The following is an 18388-nucleotide window of genomic DNA, read 5'->3' on the forward strand; positions in this document are numbered from 1 at the left end:
AGGTTTGCTAATCCATCTATTTGGAAAAATTGCAGCAGCTTTTATTAGCTTAATTTTTTAACCCTTGATTCGCATTAGTAACACTTATTCAAAATGATACTTTTCAATGACACAGAAATTTTCACATCAGGTAATGGTGGAAAAAAAGTTTTTGACCTTCCGGATACTGAACTCATGTTATATGATAATTTTTTCACCAAAGAAGAATCTGACAACTATTACACGATGCTGCTCAATGACACGCCATGGCAGGAATATACTATGGAAATTTACGATAAAACAGTTACTGTCCCAAGAATGATTTCGTGGTATGAAGACAGAGACAATTTAGGTGCTGATCTGACCAAGCCTGGCTGGACACCCGAACTGCTATCCATCAGAGAAAGAGTCGAAAAAGAAACACAGATAAAATCCAATAGTGTTTTACTAAACCTCTACCGCAATGGCAAGGATGGTGTGGCATGGCACAGCGATCGCGAACAGAATTTTGGTAAGGATGCAATTATTGCATCCGTTAGTTTCGGCGAAACCCGCATGTTCCGCTTACGCCATAAGTTCAGGAAAGATATTGCACAGGTAGAAATCCCCTTGCATCACGGTTCGTTTTTATTGATGGCAGGAACAACGAAAAGCTTTTGGCAGCATCAGGTGCCAAAAACGGCAAAAGACATACTGCCACGTATCAACCTCACTTTTAGACAGGTTAACCGTCAGTCATAACAAATTATTAATATCCACCTTGAATGAATAAGTAAATAAATTATTAATTTAGTGATACAGCTTACCTGTAGCACCTAAAATAGAAAAATGACTAATAACAACAAATTAATCAAATTTTTAGACGCACAAAATCAGGTGTACCTAAAAGCACGCTCAGAAATAAAAAAAGGAAAAAAAGAAACCCATTGGATGTGGTATATCTTTCCTCAAATTAAAGGACTCGGTTCCAGTGAGACTGCAAAACAGTATGGAATCAAAGATTTGAATGAGGCCACTGCATATTTACAGCATCCCATCCTGGGGAAGCATCTAATTGAAATTTCTGAGGAAGTATTGAATCTCAAAGAAAAAACCGTTACACAAATATTTGGGACACCTGATGATCTCAAATTACGGTCATGCATGACATTATTTACAAATGTTAAAAATACGAATACTGTATTTCAAAAGGTATTGGAAAAATATTTCAATGGATTACCTGATGAACTCACACTACAATTACTAAACTTGATAAGATCATAACCCAAAGCATATATCATGATATGAAAAATGCATTCTTCTAGTAGAGCTATTAGGTATCTATCAATAATAGATTACATATTCCCACATTCCGGAAACATTTACCACTTAATCTGACATTTTGAATGTCAGATTTTTTTTGTCTAAAAAATTAAGAAGTTTTAATGAAGTTTTCATTCGAAACGGACTAAAAGGGCAGCTAAGATAGTGACTTAAGCATTCTGCAAGCGCATAATGGCTACGTTGCACTTGCCACCCTTCGGGACTTATAGCTCTCCACATCCTTAAGCCACTTATTTCTTGCTTTCTTTTTTTCCATTTTTTCTTTTGAAAACATTTTTTGCGGAGCGGATGGTTAGAGAGAAAGTAAATAATAGTAATCCTTAAAAATTTAAATTATGGAAATCACAGGGCGTTTAACAGCAAATTCAATCGTTCACAAAGTGAGCAACGACAAACAAGTGGTCAATTTCAGCATTGCCATCAATGACAATTACAAGCCAAAAGGCAGTACCGAACTAAAGGAAGTAGTGACCTATATTAATTGCTCTTACTGGCTCAATGTAAAGACAGCCGAGTGGCTTAAAAAAGGAACATTGGTGCAATTGTACGGGCGTATTGGATTGAATGTGTATAGCAACCACGAAGCTAAACCAATGGGTAGTCTTACGTTTCACACCAATAATATTAAAATTTTGGCTTTTGCAAAAAAAGCAGAGCAGACAGAAAACGGTGTAACACCGTCAGTAGTACAGGCAAAGAAATCGGAAACGGTAGACGACCTACCTTTTTAATCAAACAATACACTAATCATTTAAAAGTTAACATCATGGCACACAATATAAATTACAACGAGCAAACAGAGAAACACAGTTTTTTCAGCGTAAAGGAAAAAGCGTGGCACAATTTAGGGCAAATCATACAGGACTATCCAACAAGTGCAGAAGCAATTGGGCACGCAGGGTTGGATTACGAAGTAGAAAAACGTAAACTCTTTACACCTTGCTTACAGGAAATCAGTTTGGACGGCGAAACCATCCAGAATCAAATCGAAGTACCTAATTACTTTAGTACTATACGCACGGACAACAATACGGTATTGGGTGTGGTGGGCAAAGACTATCAAATCGTACAAAACAGAGATGCCTTTTCTTTTTTCGACAGCATAGTAGGCGGTGACGGAATTCTATATGAAACTGCAGGAGCTTTGGGCAAGGGAGAACGCATCTTTATAACCGCAAAATTACCTGATTACATTCGGATAGGTAATGACGATTTGATTGAGAAATATCTTTTCCTTACGACTTCACACGACGGAAGCGGAAGCATAACAGCTGCATTCACGCCCATACGCATCGTATGTGCCAATACCCCTTAATGCAGCAATAAACAATAAAACCAATACCGTGCGTATTCGACATACTTCCAATGCCAAACAGCGTTTGGAACAGGCTCACAAAGTTATGGGGATATCCGACATGTTATCGGCACAGATGGAAACCATTTTCAATCATTGGATAAAAGTAACCATTACGGACAACGAGGTAAAAAAACTGATACAGTCTGCTCTAGTTCCCAATAAGGAAGTATTGAAATCCATACAGGAGGGTAGGGAAGAGGAACTCTCAACCTGTTTTACCAATATGGTAGACAGTGCCTATGAATATGCTATGAGCGACCCGACACAATTGATGGATACCACAAAAGGAACGGTATTCGGAGCGTACAATGCCGTAACTGGGTATTTTCAAAATGTTAGAAATTACAGTTCCGACGATTTAGCAGATAGTTCTCTAACCGACAAAGAACTACTCAACCAATTTAAAGCCATCGAAAAAATGCAGGAAAATGATAAATCTGTAATTAAAATTTTGATTGATGCCTTTATTACTAAAAAGAAAATTCAGCAGTTAGCACAGTAAAAAACACTTGTATAAAACCAAAAGCCACTCCGGAAGTGGCTTTTTTTATTGATTTTACTTGTGTTCACGAGCGGGACGCTTGCGCCAGCTGGGGTCCTTTTTAAGTTTTTATATTTCAACACACTTACTTGAATATTTGTAAAATCTCTTTTCTAAAAAACACAAAAAAGAGAATTACACCAACTCCAATTTTTATAAAAGCGTCTTCATTGTATATTTTTTGACTGGTAAAATACACACTAATAAAATACTCCGCTATAAAAATAATCATGATTAACAATCCAAAAAAAACTCCATTTTTTACTTTTTCAAAAATAATTTTGAAAGGATAAGCAAACAAAATTACTTCTATTATTGGTAAAAATAGGATCAAAAACAGATACAGAAATAGGTTTTCAAGATTTTTTATATTACTTATATCCAATACTTTGTAGCTATTGCTTTTCATCATTTCGACTAAATAAAAGCAAAAATTGCTAATAAAAATATACAATATTATTTTAGTTAATTTCATGATTTTAATGAGAATATCTGTCGTAAAAAACGGCTGGTTTATAAGAATAATTGTAAATCGTATTTCCACCAGTTCCCGAGGATGTAGCAGGTGTTTTTCCAATACTCGGCAAACTATGTGTACCCGTGAATGATGGTTGAGTATAATTCATTAATTGGTTGCCATTTACTGAAAGAGTAGCTGACGGAAATATATCAGTTGATGCTTTGACAGATAAATTACCACCGAAGTAATTGAGGTTTAACTTTTGAGCAACGTTTACAATATTATTACCTGTCATATTTAGTCCAATTTCTTCCATTTTAGGAACACTTGCGTGTTGCTCAAAATTTAAATTTATGCCTGATTTTGAACTACTTAAACTGAATTTATTTTGACCTTCTCCAAGACCTGGATAATAATCCCGCCCTTGAAATAAACCAAACGTTTTTCCAAGTTCTACGTTTTTGGCAGCTGAAATACTGGTTAGTTCTCCCTTACTATTCTCATTTCCTGTAACGCTAATTGTAGATGTCAATTTATTTCCTTCGGGTAAGCTACCCAACGGGCCATCATAATTACTTCCGATATAACTATTAAAGTTGAATGTTAGACCTTTCCCTAAATAAGTTTCTCCTGATTTTGTCGTAGCTTGAGAATTAGCATTATTATCCCAATAAATGCTTCCGTCTTTTCGTTGCACAAAATCATCCGGTTCCATACCTGTTGGGTCAGTAAAACGCATTGGATTATTAAAGGCGTAACTATATGCCGACCAGTTCAGCATCTTCTCCGCTAACGGATCCACATTCATCCAACGCCCAATCGCAGGGTCATAATTCCTCGCTCCATAGTCGTAAAAGTTAAGCCCCAGCTCGTCTTGCAGTTCTTTTCCGTTGTACTTATACTTTAACGCACCATTAGTAGAAGATATTGTATTACCGTAGCCAGCGTGTTTCAATCCAAAAGGGTAATAGTTATTTTCCTCTTGTATTGTTAAGCTCTTGTCGTAGCTTACACGTATGTTGCCTAGATGATCTTTGTACTGGTACACATATTTGTAAGAACTTCCAATGGATTCTACATAGCCTTCGGATGTAGGGAAAAACTCTAAAATTGTCAATGGAATAGTTCTTGCAGTTGGTGAAGTCGAACCTGTGCTCTTGTATTGAAAGCCATCTAGGTAGTAAGTATCTACAGTTGTTGTGGTTTGATTTTTTGAATTATAAGTGCGTATTGTTTTTTGTAATTTTTTTCCAATTGAATTGTAAATGTAATTAATATTTGGAAAACCAGTAGTGCCAAATGTAATTTTGGTAGGTAAGTTCAGGTGGTTGTAGGTTATGGCTGTAATGTTTTTATTGTTGTCCTTGATCATATTACCATTGGCATCATAGTCATAATCATCTACAGTATTTGAAGCACTGTCTTTAAACTCATTTATAAAACTACCATTGTTCACTTTTACATCTGTAACTTTCATCAATTGATTACTTGCCGTAGACTTATAATCATAGGCAAGATCATCAATTAAAACAGGTGTGGCGTCATTTAAACTTCCATAACGTAAAAGTGTTTTTATGTTGCCATTGGCATCATAGGTAAGCTTTTCATCATAAGCATTTACCACACTCCCTTTTTTGTACAAGGCTTCGCTCAAGCGGTTAATAGCGTCGTATTTATATCCGTAAGTTCTCAATACGTTATCAGTACTTGTAGTCCAATGGGTTTCGGCTATGTTTCCGTTATAAAGTGCACTTACCCCTTCAATTCCACTTGATAAAATATTATAATTGATCTTAAAAGCAAATAAATCTTTCGGATCAGTTCCTTGCTGCAAGGCCGCAACCTTATTGATCTCTGTCAACCATCCTCGGATGTTATAACTATAGTCTATTCTTTGGGTTTTTGCTCCTACTTCTTTTGCTTTGAGTTGTCCTAATTCGTCGTATTCATTACTAACCAGCAACTCAGCAGTTAATGTTCCAATTTGGTGGTTTTGAGTCAGCAACCTGCCTTGTGGCGAATAGGTAAAGACTTCTTTTATCATCAATTCACTATCACTAAAGAGTCTTTTATGGTAAGTAGTATTATATTCTGGCTTACCTGTAAAATCAAGCTTACTATCAATATAGGTATAGCCTCCTAAAAAGTTGCTCGTATAGCTTCGGATAGGTCTGCCTTTTAAATCATACAAGGAGTATGCCAACTCATTGGCATATTGTGTACTCGCTTGTAGTACACGTGTCCAAGAACCCGTTGGCAGGCCTTTGGGTTTTACTTTATTGTTATAATAAACGTCTTGCGTCTCAATGGTTGCAGGTATAGCTGGGGCATTAAGGTAATTGTAATCATCAAAATAAGAAACCGTCAAAACATGATACCCTGATGTTGGCCAAGCAACATTGCTATATCTAAAAGAAACACCATTGATCATAGTATCTGTGGTCGCATTTTTGGTTTCGCTAAAAGTAGTAGTGATGGCATTGTGACTATTTTGCAATGCTGTTCTATCAGCTGAGGAGACAGCTGCTTGCATCCATGCTGTAAGGACAGGGCGATTAAAGACATCGTACTTGATAATCATCCAGCCATTCGTTTGTCCAAGATCATTAAATGGCGATAAAGCAGGGCCTGTGGCTACCACTCTATCTAATTTGTCATATACAATATACTCCCATTGTTTACCAGGTAGTTTCTTTTCTACCAAACGGTTACGGTAATCGTATTTGTACTGGTAGCATAGGTTGCTTAGTGTGGTAGCATCAAAGGCTCCATTGGCCAATGGCGGGATTACATAGGTCAAATTACCATAGATGTCATAAATATAATAAGTGTCGTGGGACACTTCGGGTGCAGTAATTACACCAAGGGTATTAGTGTAATTAGAATACGTTCTTTTTAAAATTACACGTCCTTCTTTGTCTTTAAATTCTTCAGTAGTATTATTTTTTCCACTTGTCCAGTTTTCGTGTTTAGTAATGGTTTTGTAAAGTTCGTTAGGGGAGTAAAATCCATTATTGACAGTACTTACTGATAGTGTTGGAGTATAGGTATTGTTTGCAAAAGAAAGAGCAACGAGATATAATTTGACTTCACCAGCTATATTGGTCTGATACTCCATTTTTATAGTGTGATTGTTTGCCATTGCCCAATCATTTCCTGGAGCCGCTTGCTGGAGTACTCTGTTTAGAGGAGAAGCTTCAAATTGTTTCTTGCTAAAGGGGTTTGTTGTTGCCTCCAAAGCTGGATTTCCGTTGATCGCAGGATTTGGATTTCCGTAGAATGATAAAACATTTGCCTTAGCACTTGGATCAAAAGCCATATCTGTATTAGAAGATTTAAAAGGGAGATATTCTTCTACTTGTCGACCAAAATTATCGTATTCGATATGAGTAACAAGGTCTTTTCCTGAGGCAGATTGCTGATTAGCAATTTGCTGAATGGGCCTACCCAAGCCATCAAAGTAAGTGATATTTACCTGTGCCTTTTCGGGAGTAGGTGAAACAAAGGGCTCCAAAGTGGGTTTGTTATAATTTACAGTGATAATATAATTTTGGTATTGAGAGCCTCCACTTGATAGGCTATTACAATCTGTACTGGTGCCTGAGACTAAGGGGCAATTGTCTGAGTTGTTCCGAACATAGTTACCACTTGGAGCACATTGTGTTATGTAATTAGAGGGATCTCCAAGACCATCAAGATCATTGTCTGAATACCATCTTGTATTGGGGTTTAGCGTTGCATCTGCATCGTTGCAATCAGCACTATTGGTAACATAGCCCGTGGGTTGTACACTGTAGTATTTGGTATCGAATGGGGTACCAAAGGTGTCAGTATCTGCATCTCTGAAAAAAGTTTGCGGAGGGATATTGCTAATGTTGGGATTAGTATCATCGTAATCTGATTGGTTATCTACATAGCCTACCGGCTGGTAATCAGAAAAAACTGACACTTGTGGATCTCCATAGGTATCATTATCACTGTCACGATTCCATTGATAACAATAAGTACAGCCACCATCGCCCGGATCTATACCTACTGCTTGTGCAAATCCAAATAAAGTAATAAAAAGTAAGACGAAACTAAATAATATTTTTTTCATTTTTCTGGAATTAATTTTTGTAGTGATATTGGTTTTCAGAAAGGATGTTACCTAGTGCATCTTTGACGAGTTTCAATCTGTTAAATGTGTCGTATTCGTAAAAGATTGTATAGCCTTTTGGATCGGTAATGGTACTTACGCCTATAAGTGGTTTGTAGGTATAGGTCGTTACTAGGGCACTTGTCAGTTCTAAAGCATTTCTTAAATTATCTAAAGCATTGAGCAAACTAGTTTCTGAATCCGTGTTAGAAAGAGTTTGTAGATTGTCAACATATGCTGTTATTTGGCTGTAAGTGGCATTTTCTATTTTGGCGATAGGCTGGGTTTTGTTGTAGCCCCAGATTATCGTCATAGGTGTACCGCTTTCTGGGGTGTATTGCAAAAGATTTCCTTTGTTATCATATTTATTATATACTATTTTCCTATCAGATGAAGAAAAATGATCTATATCTCCGGGTCCTTTTATGGCATGATTTTCTGTAGGCAACATCAAACTACTTGTTTCCGTATTTTTATCAAATTTTGTATAAGTTTCGTATGTCTGGGTGCCATTATAAACAACTTCTGTTTTTACTTGATCAGTTATTCTAAATTGATTTATTAATTCAGGGAGATAAGTAAAATTTTGTGGATAATAGAATATTTTATCTGTTGTTTTATTGTCTGAATCATGAAAACGGACTTTGCTTAAAGTGTTATAATCATTATTGTATGTGTAACTAGTTATATTCTCTAAAAAGCCATTAGGGTAATAATCTTTTACCTTTTTTTGTATTAAATTATTTCTTCGAAAAGAAAATTGTCTAAATTCACTTATTGATCCAATAAAATTGGAAGGTGAACTACCCAATCCGTTTGAGGAGCTATAATCACAGATTATCTCATTGTTAAAGTATCTAAAAAAGTTATTGTTAGTTCCATTATAACCCCCATAATAAATTTTAGTAGTAATAGAGTCTTTTTTTGAAATTTGATAAATGGATTGGGTCTCTTTAAGTAATTGATTGGTATTGTTAAATACTTTTTCTAGTATAACGGAACCTCTTGAAAAATCGTTATCTTCAGTATGTATCTGCCCGTAGAAATTTTCCTTTTCTAGAAATATATAATTTGAAGCATTGTATGTATCAGGAAAAAATTTAATTAAAGAATTTGGTTTGGTTTCTGGATTTTCATATTCTTTGGTTATTTTTCCATTGTTAGTTTTACTAATAGTAACTTTTTTATACCCTACATTACTTCCTTTTGTCAATTCAAGTTGTGGATCTGAATATATCGTGGTATAAAAAGGGTTTGAACCACTATTGTAACAAAATTGTTCTCCGTTAAACTTTGGAACAGAAACAATGCTTCCGGTAGTTTCATTATTGTCATCAAGGTAGTTATAGAATATACTTTGAACTATATTATTATCTGTTAAATTAATTTTTTTAATTCTAAGTCCACCTCCGTTAAAAGTATAATTTTTCCATTTAAAAGAATTTAATTCATATTCAAATTCTTGTTTTCCTTTTGTGGGATATGTTACAGATTTTAATGACCAGGCACGCGTATCTGACAAAGTGGAGGACATATCTTCCCCGTTAATAACAACTGGATTTAATGCAGGCACATAAAAAGGACTATAGTAATTTTTTTCATTAGTTGTTCCAATATTTTCATTATAAAAATAAATTTTAGGTTTTTTTATTTCAACACTTAATGTAGTTAAGTTCCCTAAACCATTACTATATCCAAAGGCATCTTTTTTTCCAAAACCTATAGGGGGTAATTTGGTGTCTTCATAATAGGTAAAACTATGCTCTTCTTTAATTGATGAATTAATGTTTCCTCCAAATTTTTCTATTTTCTCTAATTTCAATCTGTTGCATTTAGAATTGTTTGCATCACAGTCAGAATTAAAATAACTATAGGTGAATAAATAAGTCCAAATAATATTATTGTTTATGTCTTTGATATAAATACTTTTCAACAATTGTTCATTTATTGTTTGTAAATAATTTGTATCAGCATAAGCAAGATTCTTTCCCTTAAGGTCAATTCTGCTATTTTCGTAATTAAATTCAATTGTAAGTTCATCTGAGCTTATTTTTTTCAATCTTTGAATAAAATATAAATTTGGTAAGCTAATATTATTGTCATCCATATATGGATAGATATAAGTGTCTCCACTGTTATCTTCAGGGGTAAATACATTCCAAGCTTTTTGAGGTATCAAGTTATTGTCAAGCATCACAATGGGGGTGTAAGTAAAATTTATTGCTTTATTTGATTTTAAAGAAGTTAAACTAGTTAAATTGTATGATGAATGAAAATCATCACTTTTGGTATACAATGTTCCTTGGGTTGAATCTCCCCCTGTAATTGCAAAAGTATGATCCCAATCATTAAATTTATACAAATAACCATTATTATTGATTTCTAGCCCTTGAGTGTCAATGTATTCTGAATGAGTCCATGGACAGTCATTTGCGTCGTATTGAGGATGCATAGCGTGTAAAGAATTATAGGAAAGTAAATAGTTATACAAATATCTTTCCCCACAAACATATCTACTACCAAAATAATCTGTTATGGTTCCATACTTTTTTGAAATATTGGGATCTGTATAGTCTCTATTTATAGTGATTTTATGTTCGTTAAAATTCTCTACTTCTGCAATAGAAAAATCTTTTTTAATAATAAATTTTGTTTTTAAATAGGGTAGATTTGTCGAGTACTCATCAGGGATATCTTCTTCATAATTTGTTGGTTCTAACAAATAACCTTTCTTTACAGAACCAATGCCATCAATACCCACATAATAAACCATTTTATTGTCTTCAATCCCTTTAATAGTTTTGTAAACTTTGCCACCAGCATTCAAGTACCACCCCAAGCCAACAGGAGAAGCCAATTCATTTACTTTTATGCCTCCCATCAAATAATCTATAGAAATAGGGATTTCAATATTATCTAATTTTATAGATGTAATAGGTAATGTAATACTTGCTTTTCCCGTATATTCATCAACTTGGCTAAAATCAATTTTCGAGAAATTATAAATTTCATTTGCTTTTACCTCTGGGGCTTGTGAATAAATTACAGTAGTAACAGATATTGAAAATAATAGAAATATTATTTTCATGGTTTTTACTATTTCTTTTTTAACTTTTTTCATTTTCTTAATTTTTTTCCTTGATATTTTAAACTTGTTGGTGTTGATTTGCATAATGGGTAGAACCTCAAAATCCACGAATGTTATTAGTAAATCTTTACTTTAACTTGACTCTCAACTTTACGAATTATGCGAATCAAGGATTAAAAAATTAAGCTAATAAAAGCGGCTACAATTTTCCAAATAGATGGATTAGCAAACCTTTGGTAGATCTAACTTTGCTTGCTTTTTGAATATCCGTTTTAACAATCAACTAATTAAATAGCGAAACTATGGGTTGTCTAACTCTTGATACTGCTGTCGCAAACAAATCATTTGCAGCTTTATCTCTGTTTTTCATTTCTTGACATTGCCCTTTACTTCCTTTGATTGGATTCATCATAATCGAATTTTTCTTTTGCTCTAATTCAGTAAAAAAATCTAGATTATTGTATATTTTATCTCCAAAAAAATTCCTGTTAGTATTCTCAGACCAAGCTTCTTTGAATACAGTTAAATCATTTACTGAGGCAGGAGTTATTTGAATTTTCTCAGGAAAAGGGATTTTATCTAAACGTCTAAAAGCCAATGCGTGTAATTTCAAACCATAATAATACAAGCTTTTAGTAGAGCAATATCCTTTGTCGGTCAGTTCTTTAGCTACTTTTGCATTTCGCTTTCCAGAACAAGTGATTATTGGCATTGAATTCAGTAAACTTTGATCAGCAAAACAGTCAGAGGGTAGAAAATCTTCAAACAACGAAGATGTAAAACGTCTAAAAGCTGCTGACAATTGCTTAAGCCGATTAGAAAAAGCAGTATATGAACCGAGTTTTGGAAACCAATCAATCAAATAATCACAAGCATATTTGTGAATTTGTTTGATGCTAAAGCATTGTTCTTCTTGAACTGTGAATAGATAAATGGTCATAATTTCTTGGTCTGTTAAATCTTGCTTATCGTTGTTGCTAAAACGTTCGCAAGTATATTTTAAATCTTTTTCAAATCTGTCGCAGATTATTGAGTAGATTTTCCGTTATAATACCCCCAATGGTCTACTGATTTTGAATTAATATTTGGTAAAAAGTTTATGTCATTATATTTAAAAAGATAAGGTGGTTTTGCTGCTTTATTGTTCTTATCTATTTCTTATATTGAGATTAAGACTAATCGATTAGATTGTTGATTAAATTCCAAATTAGAACAATCTTCAAATAGTCTTGTAGATGTGAAGTACTTATATTTAAACCTTATTTTTTTTATAGTGTCACCACTTAAATTTTTAATTATTTGACTGTACACCTCTATCAGAACTCTTTGAATTTGAATTAAATAGTTTTTTTATTAAAACTTTTTATAAATACTAAAGTGTTTCATATATTACTTAATTTCATCGTATTTATTTGTCTACTGTATTTTAGTTTGAATTCTAAAAACAGTATATTTTCTATAAGTTTAAACTTTAATTTTTATAATATTACAAAATATTTTTTACAATTTAATAAATAATTAACAAAATATTTCACATTAATAGTTTATTAATATTAAGACTAAACAATCGACGAACAACACAAAATTTGCTTTGAAACAATTTTATAAAACAAATAAAAGAGTGATTTAAAGGACAAAGAGATTGTCTCGTTTACCCAATGGCACCGCTCAACTGGAACATTGGCAAGTACATGGCCACCAATAAAACAGCTACCAAAACACCAACAAATAATATGATTAAGGGCTCTAAAACGGTAGTCATGGTTTTAGATTGTTGCACTACTTCCTGATTGTATTGTTCGCTAAGCTGTTTGAAAACATATTCGGTTTGGTTGGTTTCTTCCGCTACTTTGACCAAGGATATGATTCTATTGTCGAATAATGGATGTTCTTTCAGGCTAGCACTTAGACTATTTCCCATTAAAATACTATTTTCCACTTTTTCGAGTGCCTCTTGCAATGGCACAAAACGAATCATCTTTTTTACCATTTGGATGCTGTTTAATAACGGTACTTTTGCAGTGGTTAACAAGGCTACCGCTTGTGTGAATTGGGCTAAGTATACTTTGGTAAGAAAGGATCCAAAAATTGGAATTTTCAATATTGAATAATGGACTATTTTTCGGTATTGTGAATTGTCTTTAAACATACGACCTAAGATAAATACTATAAAAAACACTAATAAACTATAGACTCCATAGGTTTTGGTTATAGCAGAAAGCTTTACAATTATTTTGGTCAACACAGGAAGTTCCACATTGTTTTGTCTAAAAATATCCTGGAACATAGGAACTACATAACTCAACATGAATACGACCACTATAATTGCTGTTATCAACACAATGGAAGGGTAGGAGAGTGCCGCAATGATGATGCGTTTTTGCTCGTTTTTACGTTCGTAAAAGACCCCAAGCTCATGACAAACTTGTGCTGTGGTTCCGGTTTCTTCTCCAATTTGTAAGGAATAGTATTCGTATTCTGAAAACGCCTTAGAAGCAAATAAGGCCTCAGAGAAGGGTTTTCCATTAACAAGCTCATTGAGAATGGATTGAATTAATTCTTTGTCTGCTTTTTTACTCAAAGACTCCACAATTAAAGTTAGAGCTTCTTTAAAAGTAATTCCGGCTTTTAGTAAAACCGACAGTTCCTGATAGAAAGCCTGCTTTTTTTTATTATTGAAACGTTCTCCAAAAAGAACGATCTCTTTTTTTAGTAAGTCATCCAAACCAGACTGTTTGCTGTTCTGTGCCGTATTCGTTTTCTTAGTATTTTCTAATTTAAATGCCATCTTCTGAATTCATAAAAAAGGTTAGATCATTTTTCTTTGAAACAAAAATTTCATAATCGGGAATTTCGGTCTTTGCTGAAATGGACAGCGCATCAAGCTCACCATTCTTTACTTCTTTTCCTTTGAAAAATAATTTATTTACCACTAATTTTAGTTTTATGGTATCCTTGTTTCTAAGGATGTATTTTTCCTGAAAGGAATATACTACTGTATCCATTTCAGACTCCAAAAGAAGGCTGTTTTCTTTTTCACTGAATTGAATTTTATTCCTTTCGTTAAAATCCTGCCATAATCGTTGTTCGAAAAGTGCCAAACCGCTTGTTTTTTCAAAATTTGTTTGAATAGCATGAATTTGTTTCTGAACCAATCGCAAGACGCTAAAAGCCATGCCTACAACAATTACGGTTATGATCATCACCACCAATAATTCTGGGAGTGTGAATGATTTTATTTTATTGTTCGACATAAATACGCTGTCTTAAAATTTGCTTTTTGGTATTCTCCTTAATGGCTAAAATAGTTAGCTCCTCATTTGCATCTACTTTGTTTGTTGTAATTGTAATATCCCAGTCTTCACACTTTTCCTGATATGGCAATTTGACCAATCCATTTTGGAGTTCGTATTCCAATTTGTTTAATCTATTTTCTATAGGATGTGTATTTTTGGAAAATATATTCAGTACTAGATTATTCAATACCAAACTGGCAATCATAAATATGATGATAATTAGTACCGAAGCTACAATGACTTCGACCAAGGTTGCTGATTTTATTTTTTTTAGTACAACCATTTCATAATTGTTTTTGGTGCTGCCTCGAACACTATTCCTCCAAAAACAGTTGGAATATTTTCATTTTCAATCGTTCCGTTATAAATGTGGTTTAAAAAGATGGAACCAGACTGATTGGCAATAAATTGTTTGGTGTAAACGGACCCGGATACAGTTCCTTTTAATTCGAAATTACCATTGCAATACACTTGCCCTTTTATTCTTGCCTCTTTTTCTAACACCATTAGGGTTTGGAAATCGGGAAGTTCTTTCGTTTGAATAAAACAGACACTGCCTTTTATGATTGTCCCAGTATCGATCAAAATTTGGTTGTCGAATGGTTTGGATGATACAATGTTTGGATCATTTTTGTTGTCTTGAAACAGCACCAAAGCCGAAGGATAATTTAACGTACAGTCTTGTCCAAGAGTGATTCTTTTGGATGCTATTGCCTGAAAGTTACCAATCGTGCCTTGTTCTATTTCAATAATTGGGGCTATTAAGATTAGATCTTTCAAGCGTGCTGTTTTTTTTATTCGGATCAAAGTATCTGATTTGATCATGATATTTCCCGAAATTTCCTGGTTTTCCAGTATAATGGGATCTTTGGAATAGGCTCCTTTTGTTTTCTCCTTAAATGAGACAGTTATTTTTGAATTGGTCTCTAAATTAATATAGTTTTCCTGACTTATTGGTTCGTATTCTTCTAGATAAAATATGAGCACATCTATGATGTTCTTGTTCAGTTTTGGCAAAGCCGGACTACTTTTTCTTATGGTGCCATAAATGAGTTGTGAGCCATAATAACTATTTCCAGCAATATATCCTGGTTTTACTCCTTGAGTGGGTAAATAGGCATTGCCCTTAATTGTTGTATTGCCCACTACTGTTAGGGGATTTTGTGTTTCCTGTAAAAATAGGGTAGGGGATTCTTCGGAATTCAATAGTGAGCCTATAATTGCTGTTTTTACGAATTTTTTTTCCCGGAATTGGCTTATTGTAAATGCTTTTTCAAAGATTCCCCATTGAGATAAATGCACTTTAATAGTCTGATTTTCTTTTTTTACAAAATCGATGGTCAGGGTATCTGTATTAATCTCATATTGCTTTAACAGATACTCTATTCCTGTATCAGAAAGTTGAATGTTTTCGATAGCTCCTTTTGACTGCTCCTTCATGTATATAAACGTATGGGCATATAATATCAATCCACTTAAAAGCAAGGCAATGAGTACCGCTATCAAAACGGTAAATTGTAAGGCTCCTGATTTAAGTTTAAGGTTTAATTTCATTCTGCTAGCATAATGAGGTTCATATTATTTTTATATTTAACAAATACAGACTCTTTATCTCCATCCTTTAAGTATATCTCGTTTTGGGTATCTCCCTTTTTCATGAAAAAAGAGTGTCCTGTTATTACTAACATGAAAATCCTGTTTTTTCCCTTGGTATCCGATACGATTCCTTTATAAAGTATCGTTGGCCAAACAATAGGTTCCTCTTCTTTGGGTGCTTTTTCTATTTTAGAAGTACTTTTAGTTAATGAAGCCTGTTGTGGAGCATACATTTTCCCCAAGAAAGGATCTCTATAATTTACAGTTACTGAAAATATTTTTCGTTCTTTGAGTTTGAATGGTTTTATATTGAAGTTAGGTACCGCATTTAGCGTGGAATCATCTGTATTTGAAAAAGAAGAAAATTGGTACAACACTCCACCCCATATCAATAGTACTATGGGCAATAAGAAGAATATGCTTTTTTTGTTTTTCATGTTTCTTTATTTACCTGACCCCAGCTCTCTCCAAAAGAGAGGGAGCCGAGAGCGGATTGAGTCATTATTTAGTTTACCGTGAAACTAAAAACCGTACTTTTATTACTTTCATTACCTGCTTTGTCAAATGACTTAACGAACCAATAGTAGATACCTAAATCAAGATTTGTTGCAAAAGGGCTGCTTGCTTCATTTTTCAGCTTTATGACTGTTAAGGCATTATCTGTATAGATGTAAATACTATCTTTTTCTGCACTTCCTGAAATTGGGGTTCTGTTCCATTGAAAACTGACCTCTTTGTTAGTGGTTGTACTTGTAGTTGCCGGACTCGACAATACGGGGGTATTTGGGATTTTGGTATCTATCAAAACCGAGTGAGAAGAATACAATGTTTGTTGTGTCCCATTAGTAGCTCTGACTCTCCAGAAATAGCTTCCTTCTAAAAAAGTGTAATTTAAAGCTGTAGCTGTCATAGTTTGGTCGCTGATTACAACGTTATTTCCATCATATACTTGAAGTTGATACGAGCTTGCTCCAATTATAGGCTGCCAAGTTAGATTTTGCAATGCTGTTTTAGTAATTAAATTGTTTGTTGGAGTATTTAAAACCACTGTATTGCTTTGAAAATCCGCATCGCTAACAATTGAAATTAATCTGCTTGAATAATTCGTATTGTAGGCACTATTTGTAGCTCTCACTCTCCATTCATAATCTCCAATCGGAAGCTGTTGAGTAAAACGGTGAGTTGTAACTAGTGTATCTAAGACAATTTGCATTGGATTCTCAAAATTGGGTTTTGCAATTTGGAGTTGGTATTTTGTTGCATCGGGTACACTTTCCCAGGTAAATGTGACTCCTGTAGAAAAGAATTGTGCTTCATTTGCCGGTGCAATTAGAGTTTGTATTTCTTCAGAAATGTCTTTTTCCAAAAGAATTTCTTCACAAGAAAAGAAGATTAAAAACGAGACGCCGGTTAGGAATTTATAGAGTGAAGATTTGTTCATTTTTTCTTTTTCTTTTTTCTTCCCTTAACTGAACCGTCACTAAAAGATTGGGAGCGAAAAAGGAATGTGTTAAAATCGATTTACATATCAAATAAGCTTTTGGATTTACTCTTTTCCTTGATTTTGGATTTTGTATTTCCTTTACAACTATTTTCTCCTTCAATCATATCTGCAATGTACCACTCCCCCTTTTCAGAAATAGCCCAACACAACTTACTCCATCTGAAGGCCACTATGGTTTCTGGATTTATAGTAATCATATCTGTTTTTTTACCCAATTTATACAATGAAAGCGTGTATTTATTGTCTTGAGGATTTATTAAATAGTAGGTGTCAGCCTGTCTTATTTTGGTGATTTCCTCCGGAGATAAATTGACTGCAACACTAGAAATGATTTTAGAATTCTGGGTGTCGAAAAGCAGTCTAAAAACGGAAGTATTGTAATCTGCATTCAATTCGCTTACGAATCCCATTACATCAAGTAATCGAATGGTGGTCAACTCCGGTTTTGTAGTTAGGCTATCTATATAGGTTAATTTCGATTGATTTTGATTGAATTTTGTCTTAGCTTTATAAAAATGGTTTAGTCTTTTATTAAAAGGAACTACCTCAATAGAAAGCCGGATATTATTTTCCAACTTTGGCAAGGTTCTCACTTTAAAATCGTTTTGCAAACCGAATAGTGATTTTGATTGCCCAATGCTTCCTAATTCTGGACTTGCAGACGATACCTTATATCTGTCATTTTTAATTTTGGTGGATTGGCAGGCTGAAAAAACGACCAAAAGTACTATAAAAAAGCTGTTTTTCATTATATATAATTTGTAGTAAAAGTAATTTTGTCCAAGATGTATGATTGCATGTATAGCGATGTAAAAATAAACATTTTGTCAAATAAATAGTATAAAATTTAAATTGATTTGTAGATTGTCAACAAATAGCAATAAAAAATGAAGCTCTCTCTCTCTCTCTCTCTCTCTCTCTCCAATTCCTGAACGAACGGGATTCATATGAATATAATCTAACTTCGACCACATAAATGTATTGGTGAAGATTTCTTCCGCATGATTACCGTATTGCCAGAATTGATATTTTGGATATGCAAATAAAAACTGCACATTAAGTTAAGCTACATTTTTGTAATTAATTTGATTGTTAAATTCTTCAAT

At 33.8% G+C, this 18388-nt stretch carries 13 protein-coding genes and 1 pseudogene; 4 read left to right on the forward strand and 10 right to left on the reverse strand.

Going from position 1 to position 18388, the window contains the following annotated elements; all coding sequences use genetic code 11:
- The first annotated feature begins 93 nt into the window (after positions 1–93).
- From EKL97_RS15215 to EKL97_RS15230, 4 genes and pseudogenes are all read left to right on the forward strand, one after another.
- Positions 94–720 (forward strand): alpha-ketoglutarate-dependent dioxygenase AlkB family protein, encoded by a 627-nt coding sequence (locus tag EKL97_RS15215; protein ID WP_126569265.1) that lies wholly within the window; start codon positions 94–96, stop codon positions 718–720.
- Between the two features lie 87 nt (positions 721–807).
- The gene (locus EKL97_RS15220; RefSeq protein ID WP_126569266.1) at positions 808–1242 is read left to right on the forward strand and encodes a DUF1810 domain-containing protein; all 435 of its coding nucleotides are present in this window, start codon (positions 808–810) and stop codon (positions 1240–1242) included.
- Between the two features lie 395 nt (positions 1243–1637).
- Positions 1638–2033 (forward strand): single-stranded DNA-binding protein, encoded by a 396-nt coding sequence (locus tag EKL97_RS15225; RefSeq protein ID WP_126569267.1) that lies wholly within the window; start codon positions 1638–1640, stop codon positions 2031–2033.
- Positions 2034–2068: 35 nt separating this feature from the next.
- A pseudogene (locus EKL97_RS15230) lies at positions 2069–3017 on the forward strand (DUF932 domain-containing protein); the annotation flags it as partial.
- A gap of 662 nt (positions 3018–3679) precedes the next feature.
- Here EKL97_RS15230 and EKL97_RS15235 read toward each other — a convergent pair.
- The 10 genes from EKL97_RS15235 to EKL97_RS15280 all read right to left on the reverse strand — a co-directional run bounded on the left by EKL97_RS15235 (position 3680) and on the right by EKL97_RS15280 (position 18031).
- Positions 3680–7759 carry a DUF6443 domain-containing protein gene (locus EKL97_RS15235; protein ID WP_233588612.1) on the reverse strand — a complete coding sequence of 1360 codons (4080 nt, stop codon included), beginning with the start codon at positions 7757–7759 and terminating at the stop codon, positions 3680–3682.
- A 10-nt stretch (positions 7760–7769) separates the two neighbouring features.
- A complete protein-coding gene (locus tag EKL97_RS15240) occupies positions 7770–10919 on the reverse strand; it encodes a hypothetical protein (RefSeq protein ID WP_126569268.1) in 3150 nt (1049 codons plus the stop codon).
- 250 nt (positions 10920–11169) lie between these two features.
- The gene (locus tag EKL97_RS15245; RefSeq protein WP_199742846.1) at positions 11170–11826 is read right to left on the reverse strand and encodes a transposase; all 657 of its coding nucleotides are present in this window, start codon (positions 11824–11826) and stop codon (positions 11170–11172) included.
- A 711-nt stretch (positions 11827–12537) separates the two neighbouring features.
- Entirely contained in the window at positions 12538–13674 is a 1137-nt protein-coding gene (locus tag EKL97_RS15250; protein WP_126569269.1) for a type II secretion system F family protein, read from the reverse strand.
- Positions 13664–14140, reverse strand: coding sequence for a prepilin-type N-terminal cleavage/methylation domain-containing protein (locus tag EKL97_RS15255; RefSeq protein WP_126569270.1), 477 nt, complete (start codon positions 14138–14140; stop codon positions 13664–13666). The genes EKL97_RS15250 and EKL97_RS15255 overlap by 11 nt, the downstream gene beginning before the upstream one ends.
- On the reverse strand, positions 14127–14465 hold the full coding sequence (locus tag EKL97_RS15260) for a hypothetical protein (RefSeq protein WP_126569271.1): 339 nt from the start codon (positions 14463–14465) through the stop codon (positions 14127–14129). Before EKL97_RS15260 ends, EKL97_RS15255 begins: the two co-directional genes overlap by 14 nt.
- Entirely contained in the window at positions 14453–15736 is a 1284-nt protein-coding gene (locus EKL97_RS15265; protein ID WP_126569272.1) for a hypothetical protein, read from the reverse strand. The genes EKL97_RS15260 and EKL97_RS15265 overlap by 13 nt, the downstream gene beginning before the upstream one ends.
- A complete protein-coding gene (locus tag EKL97_RS15270; protein WP_126569273.1) occupies positions 15733–16215 on the reverse strand; it encodes a hypothetical protein in 483 nt (160 codons plus the stop codon). The genes EKL97_RS15265 and EKL97_RS15270 overlap by 4 nt, the downstream gene beginning before the upstream one ends.
- Before the next feature lie 68 nt (positions 16216–16283).
- Positions 16284–17219 carry a hypothetical protein gene (locus EKL97_RS15275; RefSeq protein ID WP_126569274.1) on the reverse strand — a complete coding sequence of 312 codons (936 nt, stop codon included), beginning with the start codon at positions 17217–17219 and terminating at the stop codon, positions 16284–16286.
- Positions 17220–17299: 80 nt separating this feature from the next.
- A complete protein-coding gene (locus EKL97_RS15280) occupies positions 17300–18031 on the reverse strand; it encodes a hypothetical protein (RefSeq protein ID WP_126569275.1) in 732 nt (243 codons plus the stop codon).
- Between the last annotated feature and the right edge of the window lie 357 nt (positions 18032–18388).

It is taken from the genome of Flavobacterium sp. LS1P28, assembly GCF_003970335.1.
GTDB lineage: Bacteria > Bacteroidota > Bacteroidia > Flavobacteriales > Flavobacteriaceae > Flavobacterium.